Origin of the sequence: Clostridium sp. UBA2485 (genome assembly GCF_002341865.1) — a bacterium.
Lineage (GTDB): Bacteria > Bacillota > Clostridia > Clostridiales > Clostridiaceae > Clostridium_J.
On sequence record NZ_DDOV01000099.1, the window covers coordinates 1 to 18516 of the forward strand.

Sequence of the window (18516 nt, forward strand, 5' to 3'; positions counted from 1 at the left end):
CTCCAATGATCTATCTAAAATTTCAACCATTTCCTTTGTGGCACCTTTTTGAGGGCCAAATACCTGGGATGCACCTTTGGGACCTATAAGAGGATTTTTTACATCACAAGCTATTTCTACAGTTAAATCTTTAATTCTAGAATCAAGATTAGAAATATCTATCTTATGAAGTTTATAAAGTTCTCCTCCGCCTACATCTAATTCCCTTCCATTATCATCTAAAAGTTTTGCTCCCAATGCTGTGATCATTCCTGCACCACCATCGTTAGTTGCACTGCCACCAATTCCAATAATTAAATGATTAACTCCTTTATCTAATGCTGCTTTAATAAGTTGCCCTGTACCATAGGTAGTTGTAATTAGAGGATTTCTTTTTTCCTTAGTCACAAGCATAATACCACTAGCACTTGCCATCTCAATAATTGCTGTATTGCTATTTCCTAATATACCAAACTGAGCCGTAATTTTTTCCATTAGTGGTGACATCACTTCTACATCATAAATTTCACCATTTGTAGCTTCTATTAATGCTTCTAATGTACCTTCTCCTCCATCTGCCATAGGTACCTTTATACACTCTACATCATTTATAACTTTTTTAATACCTCTTTCCATAGCATCGCAGGCTTCCTTTGAGCTCATACTTTCTTTAAAGGAATCTGGAGCTAAAACAAATTTTAAAGTCATAAAACATCCTCCAAATTCTATAATATTCCATAAATAATTGTAGAAACAATAGTCATTATAAGTCCTATAATACTTTCATATGCAATTAAAGTAAATCTTTCATTGGTATCCATAAATACACTTCCTGCAGTTGCATGAAAAAAACTCCCATGTGGAAGATGGTCTAATACTGTAGCTCCACTATGAATCATAGCCGCGCTATTTAGTGGTTTAATTCCTAAGTTAATTAAAGTAGACCCAAACACAGAAGATGCCACTGTTGCTCCTGAAGTAGTTGATGCTGTAGCACCAGACATTAATATTCCTGCTATAGGCGCTAATAAAAAAGCTGGCAGTCCTAGTGTATCTACTATACCTATTATGGAGTCTTTTAGCTGCGAATTAGCTATTATTCCAGCTAACGCCCCTGTTCCTATAAGAAGTATTGCAACAGAGCTCATCTTTTCTAATCCCCTAGCTGCATAAAGTTTTAATTGCTTTGTTTTACCCATAACTATCGTTCCTAATATTGCTCCAAATGGTAACGCTATGAGTGGGTCAATGGATATATTCATTATAGGTCTTAACGCAAGTAAAAATATTGATATTAATGGACCTATGATAGCTGAAAAGAAACTAGGCATACTACCATCTCTATCTTTTCCTTCTGAAGATGCTATTTTACTTCCTTTGTTTATTAGTATTCTCGCTAATATACAAGTTACAATAAATCCAGCTATTGCAGGAATTATCCCTGAAGTTATAACTGATGTCAAAGGTACTCCTAAATTTTGTGATACTGAGATAGTATTGGGATTTGGTGATATTATATTTCCTGCTTTTCCTCCACCTATCATAGCAAGTAATATAGATGGTTTTGAAAAACCACTTCTAGCACCAATGGATAGTGCAATTGGTGCTACAGTTATAACTGCAACATCAATAAAAACTCCCACAGCAGTTAATACTAAGGTTGCAATAGATAATGCTATAAGGGCATTTTTATCTCCTATAGTCTGTACTATGGTTTCTGATATTTTAACAGCTGCTCCCGATTCTATAAGTACTCCTGCTAAAACTCCTGCGGATATAATTCTAAGTACTGCTGGCATTATATTTTTTGCTCCATCAATCATAAGATTAGTAGTTCCTTCTAGGCCTCCTCCTCCTAATAAGCCACCTATTATAGCTCCTAACATTAAACTATAGGCAGGATGAAGCTTTTTAAATATAAGAAATATCGAAATCGTTAATGCAATTAATGCACCTATGGTTGAAATTGTTATTTCCATAAATATATCTGATTTTTAAATATTAAATTAATTTTAAAAACTATAGAGATTAATAAAATTCTCTCAAAAACCAGATTCTTCACTTCCTTTCTAAAATAATATTTTAGCATTTTGCTATAGGACATTGTCAATCTGTATATTTTTCTTAATAATTAATAGTATTTAAAAAATACTTAAATACTATTAATTATTAACAAATAGTTATATAATATAATTAAATATTCTCAATTTATTTATAATATTTACTAACAACAATTTTCTTAAATATATAGCACAAGTAGTAATCGTTTAAATACATGTATATTTATAATAGTGTAATAAATGTAAGGAGAGATATGTTTATGAAAGCCTTAGAAGTAAAAAATGATATTTATTGGGTTGGAGCATTAGATCCTGATCTTAGAATTTTTGACGTAGTTATGTACACTCCTTTCGGTACAACATACAACTCTTATGTTGTTAAAGGCAGTGAAAAGACAGCTGTATTTGATACAGTTAAAATTAAATTTTTCGATGAGTACCTTGAAAGATTAAAATCTTTAAATGTAGATGTAGAAAAACTAGATTATATAGTTATAAGTCATACTGAGCCTGACCATGCTGGAAGTGTTGCTAAACTATTAGAAATAGCCAAAAATGCCAAAGTTGTAGGAAGTCCTGCTGCTTTAAACTTTTTAAAAAACATAGCTCATAGAAATTTTGATTCAATTACTGTGGGAGATGGTGCCTCTTTGAATCTTGGAAATAAAACTTTAAAATTTATTTCCGCTCCATTCTTACATTGGCCAGATACCATATATACTTATGTAGAAGAAGATAAATTATTAATAACCTGTGACTCTTTTGGCTGTCATTATTGTAATCCAGAAGTTTTTAATGATTTAAATCAAAATAATAATGACTATCTTGAAGCTTTAAAATATTATTTTGATGTAATTATGGGACCTTTTAAAAGTCACGTATTATCTGCTATTGGCAAAATTAAAGGCCTAAAAATAGATATGATTTGTCCTGGACATGGACCTATACTTAGAGATGAACCATTAAAAATAGTCAATCTTTATAAAATATGGAGCGAAGAAATTAAAGCTGGGAATGACAAGCTTGATGTAACTATTTGCTATGTTTCTGCTTATGGATACACAGAAAGTTTAGCTATAGAAATTAAGAAGGCAATTGAAGCTTCTGGAAGTTTTAATGTCCACACTTTTGATGTAATTCATCATGATATCAATGAAATATTAGATAAAATAAATATTTCTCAAGGAGTATTATTTGGTACCCCAACTATAAATGGAGATGCACTAAAACCAATTTGGGATGTATTAGTTTCATTAAATCCTCTAGTTCATGGCGGAAAAATAGCTTCTGCATTCGGTTCATATGGATGGAGTGGAGAAGGTGTTCCTAATGTCATGGAGAGAATTAAACAATTAAGACTAAATACCTTACCGCCACTTAGGGCATCTTTTAAACCCACTGATGAAGATTTAACTAAAGCTTATAGTTTTGGTGAAAGTTTTGCAGCAAGAATTCAAGAAAATATAAAAAAAGGTGTTAAGAATAGTAGACCTACTAGCAAAAAACGTTGGAAATGCGTAATTTGTGGAGAAATTTTCGAAGGAGATACTGCACCAGAAATTTGTCCTGTATGTGGAGCTAATTCTGAACAATTTGTTGAAGTTACTGAAGAGCTAATCACTTTTAAATCAGAAAGCAATGATAAATATGTAGTAGTTGGAAATGGTATTGCAGGATACTACGCTGCTGAAGCTATAAGAAAAAGAAATGTGATTTGTGATATCGAAATAATTTCTTCTGAACCATATCTAACCTATTATAGACCTGCTCTTTCAGATGGAATTGTAGATGTACTTGATGATAAAGATTTTTATATTTCTCCATATGAATGGTATTCAGAAAATAATATAAAATTAACATTAAATACTAAAGTAGAAAAAATTAATCCTAATGAAAAAACTGTATTAACTAGTGATAATGCTATTATAAAATATGATAAGTTAATTATAGCTAATGGTAGTAAAAACTTTATTCCTCCTGTTAAAGGCGCCGATACATCTAATGTATTCACATTAAGAGGATTAGATGACCTTAATACTATTAAGAATAAATTAACTAGTTCCAACAAAATTGTTGTAATAGGTGGAGGATTATTAGGACTTGAAGCAGCTTGGGAATTTAAACGAGATAATAAAGAAGTAACAGTGGTAGAATTTGCAAAACATCTGCTAACAAAGCAACTAGATACTCAAGGTAGTATTATATTAGAGGAAGCAGTAATTAACTCTGGAGTTAATGTGGTTTTAGGTGCTGCTGCTGAAGTAATAGAAGATAGAAATAATAAAAAGATTGTGAAGTTAAATAATGGTGAAGAAATTGAAGCAGATATGGTTCTATTCTCTGTAGGTATTGTACCTAATAAAACTATTGCAGAAGGTACAGACATCAAATTAAACAGAGGAATAATAGTTAATGAAAAAATGGAAACATCTATTAAGGATATTTATGCTTGTGGAGATATAGCAGAAATTAACGGAATAGTTTATGGAAACTGGCCTGCTGCTATAGAAATGGGGAAAACTGCTGGAGCTAATGCAGTAGGAGATAATAAAAATTTTGTTGGTTTCCAAAGCCCAATTAGTTTTAATGCTATGAATATAGAAATTTTCTCTTGTGGAACAATCTCTCAAACTGAAGGTAAAGCTTTAGAACTTAAGGATACAAAAAATAAAACTTATAAAAAATTATTTTTTAAAGATGATATAGTAATTGGTGGAATATTAATGGGAGATACAAGTAAATCTGTTAAACTACTAAATGCTATTGAAAATTATATGGCTCTAAAAGAAATATTGCAAGAAAACATATATTAGGTATATTCAAAAATAACTAGTCAGTATATATATTGACTAGTTATTTTATTTCATACAATTTAAAAAGGCAGCGACAATATCACTGCCTTTTTAAATTACAGTTAACATATAAAAATATCTATTTGTGTAATTATTAAGGGCATTTTACAAAAAACTCTTATACTTTATTAAATACTTATCATTATTTAATAAAGCTTTAGTACTATTTTCTTCTTTTATCCTATATTTTCATTTTGTTTTTTGTAACTCATAAATTGGAACTCATCTGCAATAACTTCAGATATAAATTTTCTTTGTCCTTCATGATTTTCAAAAACTCTAGTTTGAAGCCTTCCAGTTACACTTATCATACTATTTTTATCTAAGTATTCGCAAACAATTTCAGCTTTTTTACCCCATAATACTATTGGAATAAAATCTACTTGTTTTTCTCCAGACGCAGTTTTATATGGTCTATCCACTGCTAGCATAATTCTAGTGAAAACCTTGCTATTTTCATCCAGAGCTTTTATTTCTGGTTTTTTGGTTATTCTTCCAACTAAAACAATCCTATTCATAATTTCCCTCCAACTTACTTTAATACTAAATGAATTTTCATTAAGTATTTCTCATTTTTCTAAAATTATATCCATATTTTATCTTTATAAACATTATTAATATATTAATTAAAATTAAATTTTCTTATCTATAGTTTAGAAAAATATTTTTTTATTTTTTAGCATTTATTGAATAATATGATATTGATTATGACTATATATTTTATATAAGGCGTCTGAAATAAAATAACTAGCTAAAGATAGAAGGGATATTTTGTATGAGATAAGAAAGTATAATATGTTAATAGGTGAAGTTGTGAACAAATTATGCTGGACTAGTATACTAACTAGTTATTTTTTGGAGATACCTAATCAGTTATCTTAAGAAGTGGATATGTATATGACAACAAATTATATTACTGAATTCTTAATTGTATTACAACTCGTTTTTTGCCAACAAAAAAGCCTTCACTGAGAAGGCTTTTTTATTCGTAACAAATATTTTATCATGTTTTTTAAAGATTTATTAGGTATTATCTTTACAGTTAATTAATTTTTAGAATCTCTATTAAGTATAAAGCTAAATTCACGATTAACGATTTGGGAAGAATTGCTAAATCATCTTATAAGATATTCTAAATATTTTAATACAAACAAGTTCCTTTATATTTTAAAAAGTATAGGGTTTTAATTATGGGTTTAACTTTGAACATATAACAATTTTTGAATTAGTGTTTAAAGAACTTGTTTGTATTCCTATTTAGGGGGTAAACTTAGTGGTTATGGCGTACACTAAATTCACCTATTTAATTCAGTTAATAATTAACTTTATTAACTTTTTAAACATCAAGATAATCTCTATGGTTAAATTATATATGATAATGATTATCAATGTCAATACTTATTTAAAACTTTTTTTAATTATTTATAGAATTTTTATTTAAACTGTAGTTATGTGTTTATAATGTAAAAATATTTTAATTAATACCTTTCTTCAATTCATAATTTATAATGTAAAATTCACAATTATGGTTGAAATTAATTCTTTATGAATTAATTTCTTAGACTATTTTTTCTAACAATGTATTGCCACCTCTCTATAAGAATTGATTATATCACTTCAAAAATAAATAATTTTAAATTTCTCAGCTTTTGCTAAGAAATATCCATAATTGTGAATTGTAAACTGTGCATTGTGAATTTAATAGTTCCAACTAAAATACTAAAAAATGACGTTTATTTTGATATATACATTAGATTTAGGTTAAAGATATATGGTGTCTTTAACTATATATATCTGAAAATTCTATTTGAATTTTTTCTACGTTATAATCATGAGCACAATTATGTTCAATAATTTTAGGCTGTTTTTTGGACAATATATTTGGAAGTTCTACTATAAATTCACTACCATGTCCTTCTTTGCTTTTAACAGAAACTTGTCCACCATGAGCCTCAACAATTGATTTTACCAATGATAATCCTATGCCACTTCCTTCATGGTTTCTTGTAAATAATGGATCACTTTGAACAAATCTTTCAAATATACTCTCCTGCATTTCTTCTGAAATACCTATTCCATCATCTTTTACAGATATTTCTATAGTTTCTCCCTTATCATAAATACTTACCCATATATGCCCACATTCTTTAGAAAATTTAATAGCGTTAGATAACAAATTCAATATGACTCTTTCCATATTTTCTCTATCTATTCCAATTATTTTTTCTTCTATATCTGTATCAAAAATTAAACTTAAACCCTTGCTTTCAATATAATCTACTGTTGACATAGTAATATCCTCAACTACTTTCACTATGTCATAGTTTCCAAAACCCATTTTTAGATATCCAACTTCTATTCTAGTAATATCTATTAAGTTATTTATAAGTCTTAATAACCTATAACAATTTTGCTTCATTACAGATAAATATCTCTTAGTTGTTGATTCCTCTCCAACTAAACCGTTTTCCCTATGCTTATGCTGAAGCAATTGCACAACACTTAATATGATATTTAAAGGTGTTTTTAATTCATGAGAAACATTAGCTATAAATTCAGTTTTAAGTCTATCATATTTTAAAGCTTGCTCTAGCTTATATTTATCTCTTTGTGCATTCTTTCTTTCTGTAACATCATAAATAACTATAATAGCAGATAAGCTGTCTTCGAATATAAAAGGCGATGCCCCTACTTCTACCTCTAATTCAGTTCCATCAGCTCTCATTAAACTTAATTGTCTAAATTCTATCTGTTTTAATTCATTAAATATATGATCTCCCATTTCATACATTAAATGCTTATACTCATCTGGTATATATTTGGAAGCATTACTATTTATCACGTCATTCATAGATTTTTCATTAAGCATATTTACGAGTGATTCATTAACAAACGTAATTTTTCCATTATTGAGAATAGCTACTCCGTAAGGTAAAAATGCTAATAACCTTTTATAATATTCCTCATTTTTTATAAGCTTTTCTTCCATATGAACCCTTTTGCTTATGTCTTTAGCTATTAACACACTAAATTCTTCATCATTCTCAAAGAAGGACATTGAAAATATATCTCCATATACTTCTTTGCCATCATAAGTTTTAAGCTTAACTTGTGATATCGGAAGCTGACTCTTTGAATGATTAAGTTCAGAAAAAATACTTCTATAATCTAATTTTAATGTCGAATCAAAGGTTATTAAGTCGTAAAATTTTTTACCTATTATCTCTTCTTCACTGTTTACATTTAAAAAATGCTGTGCTTCTTTATTTGCAAAAATAATTTCTTCATCCTTTTTAATGATAATTATATTTGGAGAATATACCAAAATTTTTCTCATCATATCGCAGTTTAATGAACTGCAACTTTTTCCTAAATTCTCTATATCTTCTTTACTTTTATAAATATGTTGAAGCTTTTCATCCTCTTTTATTACCTTATTTATAGAGTTTATGTATGTTTTACTATTATACTGTTCCTCTTCTATTGATGAAATTTTCTGCATAATTATTATAAAAGCATTTTCTTCATTATACTTAATATTCCTAGATATAATACTAAACTTTCCCTTTTCTCCTGATTCAAAGATTATATTTTTTGTGACCTTATTTAAAATATTGTTTTTTCTTAAGGTACCGTAATCTATAACTATTCCGTCACTACTATCAATAGTCATAACTTCATATAGCAACTGCTTTTCTATATCTACAAAGTTATTGTATCCTATTAAGTTGCTAGCTATTGTATTGCAATATAAAAGCTTGTCATTCTCACCTAAAATTATTACAGCTTCTGATAAGAACTCAAATAACTCTATATCTTTGCTTTCTGTTAAAACCATATCCTCTCGGCCCCCACATAGTATTTAATTATATTACGACTATGAAATATCATATTTTTATAACATATTATATTTTACAATAAAATTAACAATGTACTTAGAAAAATTTTTATCTATTTTTCAACATTTTTTTCGCTGTTTATCGAAATTTGTATTATAATTATAGTATCGATATTTTAAAAAAATAATTTTTAGATTCAAATTTGTAGTAATATAAAAATATAATAATAAAAGTAGGAGTTTATATTATGAAAAAAAATAAGAGTATTAAGAAAATAATATTTATAACTTTATCTGTTTTATTACTGTGTTTAGGTGCAGTTTATGTTTATAGTTATTCATTATTAGATAAAATTAAAACAGTAGACTTTACCAATGACAAAAAAGAACTTGGAATAAATACTGAAAAAATTAAACCTAAGAATAATGATAGCGACGGTAACATTGATCATACTGAAGGCATTACTAATATAGCAATATTTGGTATTGATAGTAGGTCTACAGAAGATAAAGGTCGTTCAGATGCTATTATGATACTTACTGTAGATACAAAGCATAATAAGCTTAAACTTACTTCTTTAATGAGAGATTCCTATGTGAACATAGAAAATCGTGGATATGATAAACTAAATCATGCTTATGCTTATGGTGGACCATTATTAGCTATTAAGACTATCAATCAAAACTTTGGTACAGACATATCGGATTATGTAGCAGTTAATTTTGAATCAGTAGTTGACGTAATAGATTATTTCGGAGGTATTGAACTTGAAGTAACAGCTGAAGAAGCAGATCTAATAAATAAATATCAAAGTGATGCTTCTCAAATTACAGGTAAACAAGTAGATACTTTGTATGGATCTGGAAAAGTTAAATTAAGTGGTATGCAAGCCTTATCTTATAGTAGAATTAGAGCCTTAGATGACGGAGATTTTGCTAGAACACAAAGACAAAGAAAAGTTTTAGAAACCACTTTAAATAAAGCATTAAAGTCTGATGTAGCACAACTTCCAAAAACTATCTCTAGTATTGCACCTATGCTTACTACAAGCTTAACAAAAACAGAAATGATGTCTTTAGGAACTTCTGTACTTAAATCTGGCATAGCCTTAGAGCAACAGCGTTTTCCAGTGGATGGATATTGCAAATCTGAGATTATTGATGATGTATGGTATTTAAAATTTGATGAAGAAGAAACTGTAAATCAAATGATTGATTACTTATTCTTTGATATAGCACCAAAACCTAAGGATCCATTATTCTAAAAAAAGTGTGACAAATTGTCACACTTTTTAAACTCATCATTTAATTTTCTCTTCAATTAATAAAACCGTAGCTAAAAGTTACGGTTTTATTAATATATAATTAGCAAATATTAAATTGTTATTATTAACACTTTAATACAATTTTAAACTTTCAATTCTAATGATAATTATCTAGTATCAATTAACTATTGGCAATGTGTCAACTTTTTTATGTTGACATCTCTTACAAACTTTTATTTTGCTTCCGTCTTCTAAAGTTATATCATATAAAACTTTTATTCTTTCAGCTTTGCATATAGGACAAGTTCCTCTACCTCTAGATGGTAATTTCCATAATGCTTTTCCACGATATTGTTTTCCCATTTTAATTCCCCCACTTTACTTTTATAGTTTATTTTCTTTTCTATAAAATATTATTGCTTATGGGGTAATTTTATGACTATGATTTAACTATACTTTTTAAATAATCCATAAAATTTTCTCTTAATTCTTCTCTTTTTAGTGCATATTCTACTGTAGCTTGTAAAAATCCTAGTTTATCACCTACGTCATACCTTCTTCCGTCAAAAATATAGGCATACATATCTTCTTTAGATATAAGAGTTTTTAGTGCATCTGTTAACTGAATTTCCCCACCCTTACCTGGTTTCGTATTTTCTAAGATTTCAAATATAGTTGGGTTTATTATATATCTTCCCAATATAGCCACATTAGAAGGTGCTTCCTCCACTTTAGGCTTTTCAATTAAATCCTCTACTTTATAAAGTCTATCAGAAAGCTTTATTCCCTTAACTATACCATATTTATTAGTATCTTCTTTATTTACTTGTTGTACTCCCAATATTGTACAATTATATTTTTCATATTCATCTATAAGCTGCTTTAAACAAGGAGTTTTACTATCTACTACATCATCTCCTAAAAGCACTGCAAAAGGCTCATTCTTAGCAAAGATTTTAGCACAAGAAATAGCATGACCTAACCCCTTAGGTTCTTTTTGCCTTACATAATATATGTTTACTAAATTTGTTATATCATTTACTAATTTTAACAAATCTTCTTTGCCACTATTTTTTAAGTTCAACTCTAACTCAACAGCTCTATCAAAGTGATCTTCAATAGACTTTTTATTGTGTCCTGTTATTATAAGTATTTCTTCAATTCCAGCTTCCACTGCTTCCTCTATAATATATTGAATTGTAGGTTTATCAACTATAGGTAACATCTCTTTTGGCATTGCCTTAGTTGCAGGCAAAAACCTAGTTCCTAGTCCTGCTGCTGGAATAATAGCTTTTTTAACTTTCATATATAACTCCTCCTAAATCTATACATTCATGATTATTTTAAGAATTGTTAAATCACCACTTATATAGTATTTCCCTAAAGTAGCTGGTATTAATACAACTTCTCCACTATTCAGCCACTCTTCACTATTATTATAAGCTACAACGCCTTTTCCTTCTATACAAATGTATACATAAAAGCTTTCCTCACAACTTTCCTGTTCTAAAATATTATTTATTTCATATTTTTCCACAGAAAAATACTCCATATCCCCATAATTAATTTTATTATATCCTTTAAAATTTTCTTTACTTTCTTTTAACCGCTCTCCTACTATGTCTAAATTTATTACATCTAAAGCCTTATTTACATGAATTTCCCTTCCCCTATTATAATCATAAACCCTATATGTTACATCACTACTTTGCTGAATTTCCACTAGTACTATTCCATTTCCTATAGCATGAAGCAATCCAGCATTGACATAGTAAGCCTCTCCCTCTTTTACTTTAATTATATTTAAATATTTTTCCAGATCTCCACTAATTACTCCACTTTTAAATTCCTCTTTACTACAAGCTCTATTTCCAAGAATTATATTAGAACCTTCCTCTGCTTTAAGTATATACCATAACTCTGACTTACCATTTTCATTTTCTACAGCTCTAGCGTATTCATTATTAGGATGTACTTGTATAGATAAATTATCTTCTGCACTTATAAATTTTATAAGTATAGGAAAATTTTCTAAATCTATATTTCCTCCTAACAGCTTCTCTCCTTCAATTTCTATAATCTCTTTTAAAGTTCTTCCTTTATAAATTCCATTTTCTATTATACTTAATCCATTTTTATGACAAGATAGCTCCCAACTTTCACCTATATTTCCTCTAGGAAGATCTTTTTTAAACTTTTCCAGTCCACGTCCTCCCCATATCTTTTCAAAGTAAACAGGCTTGAATTTTAATGGATACATGCCCTCCCCCTTATAAATTGCTTACAACTATAAAACTAGCTTAAAGATTTTATTATTAGCACAATAATTATGGATATTTATCAATTTAATAATTTAAATAGGCTATCAAATCATATGATTTGATAGCCTATTAATAATATATTCCCTTATAAAATATAAAATTACTTGATAGACAGTTTTCTTTTTAGTTCTTTTTCATGACTTAAAATAGCATTTAATTCTCCACCTAATAAAATTATTATAGAAGTTATATAAAGCCATATCATTAAAACTATAATAACTCCTATGCTACCATAAATAGCTGAATAGTTATTAAAGTTATTTACATAGTAGGAAAACCCTAAACTTGAAATTATCCATCCTATAGTAGTGAAAATTGCTCCCGGCAAAACTTCTATCCATTTTAATTTTCTGCAAGGAATAAAATGATATATAGCCGCAAAAACAAAAGTCATAGACACTAATGAAAATGGATATCTGAGCAGATGGACATAATTAAATAAGGCCAATTCTATGCCTAACCACTTCTTAATTGCATCACTTATCATTTGACCAAAAACTAAAAAGCTCAATATAAATATAATTACAAATACTAGTCCAATCATAAAGATTACTGAAATCAAAAGTATTTTAAAATAACTTCTAGTTTCTTTTTCCTCATAAGCTCTATTTAGCCCATATATTATAGCCCTAAAAGCTCTAGATGCAGTATATAGGGTAAATATAAGTGAAAAAGATAATAATTCACTATTTCTTGTTAGTAATACTTGTTTTACTGTATTTTCAACCAATACATATGCCTCTGTAGGCATTATGGTTTGAAGTGCCACTAAAACATTATTAGCATCAAGTGAGCTATGTCCTAAAAGTGTTAGTAAAAATATTAAAAAGGGAAAAAAGGAAAGTAGCATATCGTAGGCTAATTGAGAAGCCAAAGCCGATACATTATGCTGCTTATACTTTAAAATCATTTTGATTATATAATTAGTTATACACATAACACACTCCTTATCTAGAAAAGCTGTCTAAAACCATTAAATAAATTAAGTCCTTATAATATAATGATACTATAATATATTTTTATTATAACATTCCTAAATTATTCTTATAGTATAATAAAGACATTTTTATAATACTCTTGGATAGAATAGTGTGGTGACTTATAAATAAACTATCTAAAAAGTTAATTTATAACTAATTAACTACGCCATTAAATATTTCAATTGACAACTTAAAATAATGCACAATTCAAAATTCACAATGCACAATTAAGGTTAAAATTAGTTTAATTAAACTAATTTCTTTAATAGATTTTTTAATAGTAATACAACTCCTAACTTTTATCATAAAAACTAACTATATCACTTTAAAATAAATCAATTTTAAATTTCTCAGCTTCTGCTGAGAAATATCCACAATTGTGAATTTTACATTATGAATTGTGAATTCAACAGTTTTAATTGTAATACTAAAACCATAAATATTTTACATATATATTAATTTTATAACCAGTATATATAAGTTTTAGTTGTTAATTTTTAAAGGGAGAGATTTATATGAGATTAGCCTTAGCACAAATTAATATGGCTTGGGAAGAAAAAGAAAAAAATTTAAGATTATGCGAAACTTTTATATCTGAAGGAAAAGCTAAATCTGTAGATTTAATTCTTTTTCCTGAAATGACTTTAACAGGTTTTACAATGAATACAGAAAAATTAGGAGAAGATGATAATTTCTCTGTAAAAAGAATGAAACTTTTTGCAAAAAAATATAATATCGCCATTGGTTTTGGTCATATTGAAAAAGTATTATTAGAGAATAAAATTATGGGGAAAAATATTTATTCAATAATTTCAAACAATGGTGAACTATTAACTAGTTATAGTAAAATTCATCCTTTCTCTTTTGGTGAAGAAAGTTTTCATTATATAAGTGGAGAAAGAATAAATACATGTAATATAGATGATATAACTATTTCACCTTTTATTTGCTATGATTTAAGATTTCCTGAAATTTTTCAAATAGCTTCTAAAAATTCTCATCTCATCACAGTAGCAGCTAATTGGCCTGAAAGCCGAATAGAACATTTTAAGATATTACTTAAAGCAAGGGCTATTGAAGCTCAATGCTATATTGCAGGAATAAATCGTGTAGGAGAAGGAAATGGATTAATCTATAATGGTTGGTCCATGATAGTGGATCCCCTTGGAAGAGAATTATGTAATCTTAAAGACATAGAAGGACTGTTAATAGGAGAAATTGATAAAAAATTGGTTAATGAAGTAAGAGAAAATTTTAAATTAAAAAATGATAGAAAAGAAGAATTATACTATAAATTATTTAAAGAAACACTAAAAGATTAAGTATAAGAATTAAAAATGAAGAGTTGATCCGCAAATCAATTCTTCATTTTTATTTTTTATAAGTATTTGGTATTAGATTTATATCATACATTAAAAATTTTATTACTAATTATTCTTACATTTCAATCATATACTTAATATAAAATACAAGTTAGTCTTTAAAAATGACTTTCGGTCATAAATATTAGTATTTACTTAAATTATGGTTATACATATTTAATCTAATATTTTAAAAATATAATAATATTATTTCCTTAGGGGGTATATGTAATGGAATTTAAGGATAATTTTGAAAGAAAAGCAAAGGAGACAGTTTGTAAAACTGCAATAAAACTATTGGATAAAAATCCTGAAAAAAATATTGATAAACTATTTGGTATAGTTAAAAAAGCAGCTAGAGACGAATTTAGTAAAAAAATAGTAGAAGATGTTTATGATATGTATTCCACCTCTCCACAAATTCAAGAATTTATGGTAGATATTTTAGAAAATACTAATAAAAACTGTTTAAAAAAATTCTTTACTAATATGGTAGGAAATGCTCTTTGGTACGGTGTTCCTAAAAGAGAATCTTTAGGTGAAGATAACAATACTAAAATTCCTTTTACAATTTTAATTAGTCCTTCTATGAGGTGTAATTTAAAGTGTACAGGTTGTTACGCTGCTAATTACAGTAAAAAAGATGATATTCCTTTTGAAGAAGTTGATAGACTAATTAAAGAAGCTAGAGATCTTGGAATATATTATATAGTTGTTCTAGGTGGCGAACCTTTCTTCAATGAATATATGATAGATATTTATAGAAAGTACAACGATATGTATTTTATGCCATTTACAAATGGAAGCTTATTTAATGAAAAACTAGTAGATACACTTGCCGAGCTTGGAAATGTTATGCCTATGCTTTCTCTTGAGGGAGATAGAGTTAGTACAGATAGTAGAAGAGGCATTGGAACCTTTAATTCTGTAATGAAGGGTATGGATTTATTAAAAGAAAAAGGTATACCTTTTGGTGCTTCTGCGGCTACAGCTAACAATAATATAGATTCTGTTACTTCAGAAGAATTTATAGATATACTTATAGAAAAAGGTGCTAGAATGATATGGTATTTTATGTTTATGCCTATAGGTGATAATCCACTAAATGATATGAAGTATATGCTTTCTCCAGAGCAGCGATTGAAACTTGGTGAAAGAACTAGAAATATAAGGGGCAGTAAAAAAATATTTCCTATTGACTTCTTTAATGATGCACCTTACGTAGGTGGATGTATTGCTGGTAAGTATTACTGCCATATAAATTCTAAAGAAGATTTGGAACCTTGTATATTCTCTCACTTTGCTACGGAAAATGTAAAGGATAAACCTCTACTACAAGCACTTAAAAATGATTACTTTAAAGAGCTTAGAAAAAGACATCCTTATAATAAAAATTTATTATTGCCTTGTCCTATGATAGACAATCCAAAAGAAATTAGAGAAATTGTAGCTTTAACTGGTGCTAAACCTACTCATCCTAGTGCAGAAATGATGATTAAAGATAGTGAATTTATGAGTAAGCTCGATAAATTAGCAGAAGAATTTGAGCCATATGCAAATAAAGCTTTTAAAGAAGAATTTAATAACACAGGAAATTATGATATGTCTAAAGGCTAATAATATAGGCATCAATTATAAATTTAATCTATACAATCATAGAACTGTGATATTAAATTATTTAAGCTTACACTTATGTAATTGAGAATTGACGATGGACAATTAATGATGAAATTATTTTTAGGCAAAATAATTTCTTTAAAATAAATATTTTAACTAGCAATCCAATTGCTAGTTTTTTTCAATATGGTTAATCAATTTTAAATTGCTAAAGGGTGCAGTATAGTTCGGAGTAATACTAGTAATTTTATGCTAGTATTGAGGAGATAAGCAATGTAATTAAAGTATTGTTTAATGTTGCATATATAGTTCCTTAGCATACTGCACCTCAGTGGCTTCACCAATGGAGAATTCAAAATTGACAATTCAAAATTAAGGTTGAAATTATTTTTTAGCAAAATAATTTCTTTGAATATGTTTCTAACTAGTACTTATATTGCTAGTTATGTGAAGAACATTGTTCAACGTTACAGATAAATAATTGTAAATTTCTCAGTGGTAGCTGAGAAATATCCATAATTGCAAATTGTGAATTGAATAAAGTTCGGCATATTTTATCAAAACAATATTGATATTGTAAAAATCCATGCTATAATATAACTATTGAAATAATTATTAAATAATAATTATTATTGTTTGGAGGTTTAGATATGGATATTTTAGAAAAAGTTTTAGAAACTCTAAAAACTAATGGAGAACCTATGAAATCTGGAGAAATTGCAGAAAAAGCTGGAATAGACAAAAAAGACGTTGATAAAGCAATAAAAAAATTAAAAGATGAAGAGAAAATAGAATCTCCAAAGAGATGTTATTATGCAGCTAAGTAGCTGTAATCTACAATTTTATTTTAGTTGACTGATAATATTTTTATATTATCAGTCCTTTTTTTATTTACTAGCAATTACATTGTTAGTTTTTATCATAAGAAGCTAATCTATAACTAAAAAAGAGATCTATCTAGGACTTCTGCTATTAAGAAGAATTTTCCACAATTATAAATTGTGAAATATACTGTGAAATATACATTGATTTTAAATTTAGTATATAGAATAGTCCTTTATTATAATGTATAATTGATTATAATTTGGTTTACATATGATTGGCAACATAATGAAAGGGGTATTGTATGGATGACCAGTTTAAAAGATAATTTAAAATACGCAAATAGTAATTTTAAAGAACATTTTATTGCTGAAATTGAAAAAAAATATAGTAATACTATGAAACTCCAGTATATTAATATATTTAAAAATGTACTAGAGCTTGAAGAACGTGTGTTTAAAAAGGATTTATATGACTTTACTAAAGATGAAATTAAAAATACACTAAAAAATTTTAACGCAAAAACCTATAATTCTATTACCTCTAAATACAGTCTTATAAAAAAATACATACAATATGCAGAAGAGATGAACATAAAAAAAGGTATTATGAACTTTTCAATTAAAGCAGATGAAATTAGAAATCTCATATCTAGTGAAGCCTTAAAAAATAGATATTGTACGCGAAATGAATTGAAAAAAGTTCTATCTGGAAAACTAATTAATGGAAGTGATAAAGCAATATTTATTTTATTATTTGAAGGAGTTATGGGAAAAGAATATTCTGAATTACTTACATTAAAAACTCATCAAATTGATTTAGATAATAAAATAATCAATCTAAAAAATAAAATTATTAATATCTCTAATTATACTAAAGATACCCTTCTTCAAACTATAAATGAAGATGTATACTATAAGTATCTTGGAGATATTTGTAGCACAAATGAAAGTTATACTTTAGATATAAATAGTCCCTATTTAATACGATTAAGACCTAAAAAAAATCAACTTACTCCTCAACCAATGAAAGTTGCAGGATTAAAGCGTAGATTAGATGTATTAAAGGATATAATGGAAAAGCCCTTACTTACAGGACGTACTATTTATTTAAGTGGTCTAGCAGAAAGAATAGTAAAACATGAAATAACTATAAATAGAAAATTAAATACTAGAGAAATAAGAGAGTTCTTAAGTGATAATAATGAGACCGTTGAAACCGGTGATATGTTACGTATTTTAAAATTAATGAGGGAAAAAATTTTAAAGGATTTAAATCATAAAATGGAAATATCATTTTATTAAGACATATGAATTCATCTATTAATACTACATTTAAATTAAGTATATAGCTAAGAGGGAGATTTTTCCCTCTTTTATTCTTTTTTATTTTTTAACTACTTCTTAGCTTAAAAAATAAAT

At 27.5% G+C, this 18516-nt stretch carries 14 protein-coding genes; 6 read left to right on the plus strand and 8 right to left on the minus strand.

Features of this window, described 5'->3' with window-relative positions; translation table 11 throughout:
• Positions 1 to 687, minus strand: a 687-nt coding sequence (locus tag B3603_RS18990) for a glycerate kinase (RefSeq protein WP_291567851.1), incomplete at its 3' end; no start/stop codon positions are given.
• A gap of 17 nt (positions 688 to 704) precedes the next feature.
• The gene (locus tag B3603_RS18995; protein WP_291567853.1) at positions 705 to 1958 is read right to left on the minus strand and encodes a GntP family permease; all 1254 of its coding nucleotides are present in this window, start codon (positions 1956 to 1958) and stop codon (positions 705 to 707) included.
• 341 nt (positions 1959 to 2299) lie between these two features.
• Here B3603_RS18995 and B3603_RS19000 point away from each other — a divergent pair, with 341 nt between their 5' ends.
• Entirely contained in the window at positions 2300 to 4852 is a 2553-nt protein-coding gene (locus B3603_RS19000; protein WP_291567855.1) for an FAD-dependent oxidoreductase, read from the plus strand.
• Positions 4853 to 5067: 215 nt separating this feature from the next.
• Here the strand turns inward: B3603_RS19000 and B3603_RS19005 are convergent, their stop codons facing one another.
• Together B3603_RS19005 and B3603_RS19010 are read right to left on the minus strand one after the other, a co-directional pair.
• Entirely contained in the window at positions 5068 to 5409 is a 342-nt protein-coding gene (locus tag B3603_RS19005) for a single-stranded DNA-binding protein (RefSeq protein WP_291567856.1), read from the minus strand.
• Positions 5410 to 6671: 1262 nt separating this feature from the next.
• On the minus strand, positions 6672 to 8729 hold the full coding sequence (locus B3603_RS19010) for a PAS domain-containing sensor histidine kinase (protein WP_291567858.1): 2058 nt from the start codon (positions 8727 to 8729) through the stop codon (positions 6672 to 6674).
• Positions 8730 to 8977: 248 nt separating this feature from the next.
• Between B3603_RS19010 and B3603_RS19015 the strand changes: the two genes are divergently transcribed.
• Positions 8978 to 9994, plus strand: a complete 1017-nt coding sequence (locus B3603_RS19015; RefSeq protein ID WP_291567859.1) for an LCP family protein — start codon at positions 8978 to 8980, stop codon at positions 9992 to 9994.
• Positions 9995 to 10171: 177 nt separating this feature from the next.
• Here the strand turns inward: B3603_RS19015 and B3603_RS19020 are convergent, their stop codons facing one another.
• The 4 genes from B3603_RS19020 to B3603_RS19035 form a co-directional block, all read right to left on the minus strand.
• Positions 10172 to 10357: a hypothetical protein gene (locus B3603_RS19020; protein WP_291567861.1), complete on the minus strand. Its 186-nt coding sequence runs from the start codon at positions 10355 to 10357 to the stop codon at positions 10172 to 10174.
• Between the two features lie 76 nt (positions 10358 to 10433).
• The gene (gene galU, locus B3603_RS19025) at positions 10434 to 11300 is read right to left on the minus strand and encodes a UTP--glucose-1-phosphate uridylyltransferase GalU (RefSeq protein WP_291567863.1); all 867 of its coding nucleotides are present in this window, start codon (positions 11298 to 11300) and stop codon (positions 10434 to 10436) included.
• Positions 11301 to 11318: 18 nt separating this feature from the next.
• A complete protein-coding gene (locus B3603_RS19030) occupies positions 11319 to 12254 on the minus strand; it encodes a type I phosphomannose isomerase catalytic subunit (RefSeq protein WP_291567865.1) in 936 nt (311 codons plus the stop codon).
• A gap of 161 nt (positions 12255 to 12415) precedes the next feature.
• The gene (locus tag B3603_RS19035; RefSeq protein ID WP_291567867.1) at positions 12416 to 13252 is read right to left on the minus strand and encodes a YihY/virulence factor BrkB family protein; all 837 of its coding nucleotides are present in this window, start codon (positions 13250 to 13252) and stop codon (positions 12416 to 12418) included.
• Positions 13253 to 13810: 558 nt separating this feature from the next.
• Here B3603_RS19035 and B3603_RS19040 point away from each other — a divergent pair.
• From B3603_RS19040 to B3603_RS19055, 4 genes are all read left to right on the plus strand, one after another.
• Positions 13811 to 14617: a nitrilase-related carbon-nitrogen hydrolase gene (locus B3603_RS19040; protein WP_291567869.1), complete on the plus strand. Its 807-nt coding sequence runs from the start codon at positions 13811 to 13813 to the stop codon at positions 14615 to 14617.
• A 270-nt stretch (positions 14618 to 14887) separates the two neighbouring features.
• On the plus strand, positions 14888 to 16273 hold the full coding sequence (locus B3603_RS19045; RefSeq protein WP_291567872.1) for a radical SAM protein: 1386 nt from the start codon (positions 14888 to 14890) through the stop codon (positions 16271 to 16273).
• Between the two features lie 650 nt (positions 16274 to 16923).
• Positions 16924 to 17100, plus strand: coding sequence for an HTH domain-containing protein (locus tag B3603_RS19050; RefSeq protein WP_291567874.1), 177 nt, complete (start codon positions 16924 to 16926; stop codon positions 17098 to 17100).
• Between the two features lie 303 nt (positions 17101 to 17403).
• Positions 17404 to 18399, plus strand: coding sequence for a hypothetical protein (locus tag B3603_RS19055; RefSeq protein ID WP_291567876.1), 996 nt, complete (start codon positions 17404 to 17406; stop codon positions 18397 to 18399).
• Positions 18400 to 18516 lie beyond the last annotated feature (117 nt).

What these genes read in the sequence shown, in the direction of transcription:
- B3603_RS19055 (WP_291567876.1), top strand. Translation starts at nt 17,404, where the DNA reads ATGACCAGTTTAAAAGATAATTTAAAATACGCAAATAGTAATTTTAAA.
- B3603_RS19045 (WP_291567872.1), top strand. Translation starts at nt 14,888, where the DNA reads ATGGAATTTAAGGATAATTTTGAAAGAAAAGCAAAGGAGACAGTTTGT.
- B3603_RS19030 (WP_291567865.1), bottom strand. Translation starts at nt 12,254, where the DNA reads ATGTATCCATTAAAATTCAAGCCTGTTTACTTTGAAAAGATATGGGGA.
- B3603_RS19005 (WP_291567856.1), bottom strand. Translation starts at nt 5,409, where the DNA reads ATGAATAGGATTGTTTTAGTTGGAAGAATAACCAAAAAACCAGAAATA.
- B3603_RS19015 (WP_291567859.1), top strand. Translation starts at nt 8,978, where the DNA reads ATGAAAAAAAATAAGAGTATTAAGAAAATAATATTTATAACTTTATCT.
- B3603_RS19020 (WP_291567861.1), bottom strand. Translation starts at nt 10,357, where the DNA reads ATGGGAAAACAATATCGTGGAAAAGCATTATGGAAATTACCATCTAGA.
- B3603_RS19035 (WP_291567867.1), bottom strand. Translation starts at nt 13,252, where the DNA reads ATGTGTATAACTAATTATATAATCAAAATGATTTTAAAGTATAAGCAG.
- B3603_RS18995 (WP_291567853.1), bottom strand. Translation starts at nt 1,958, where the DNA reads ATGGAAATAACAATTTCAACCATAGGTGCATTAATTGCATTAACGATT.
- galU (WP_291567863.1), bottom strand. Translation starts at nt 11,300, where the DNA reads ATGAAAGTTAAAAAAGCTATTATTCCAGCAGCAGGACTAGGAACTAGG.
- B3603_RS19050 (WP_291567874.1), top strand. Translation starts at nt 16,924, where the DNA reads ATGGATATTTTAGAAAAAGTTTTAGAAACTCTAAAAACTAATGGAGAA.
- B3603_RS19040 (WP_291567869.1), top strand. Translation starts at nt 13,811, where the DNA reads ATGAGATTAGCCTTAGCACAAATTAATATGGCTTGGGAAGAAAAAGAA.
- B3603_RS19010 (WP_291567858.1), bottom strand. Translation starts at nt 8,729, where the DNA reads ATGGTTTTAACAGAAAGCAAAGATATAGAGTTATTTGAGTTCTTATCA.
- B3603_RS19000 (WP_291567855.1), top strand. Translation starts at nt 2,300, where the DNA reads ATGAAAGCCTTAGAAGTAAAAAATGATATTTATTGGGTTGGAGCATTA.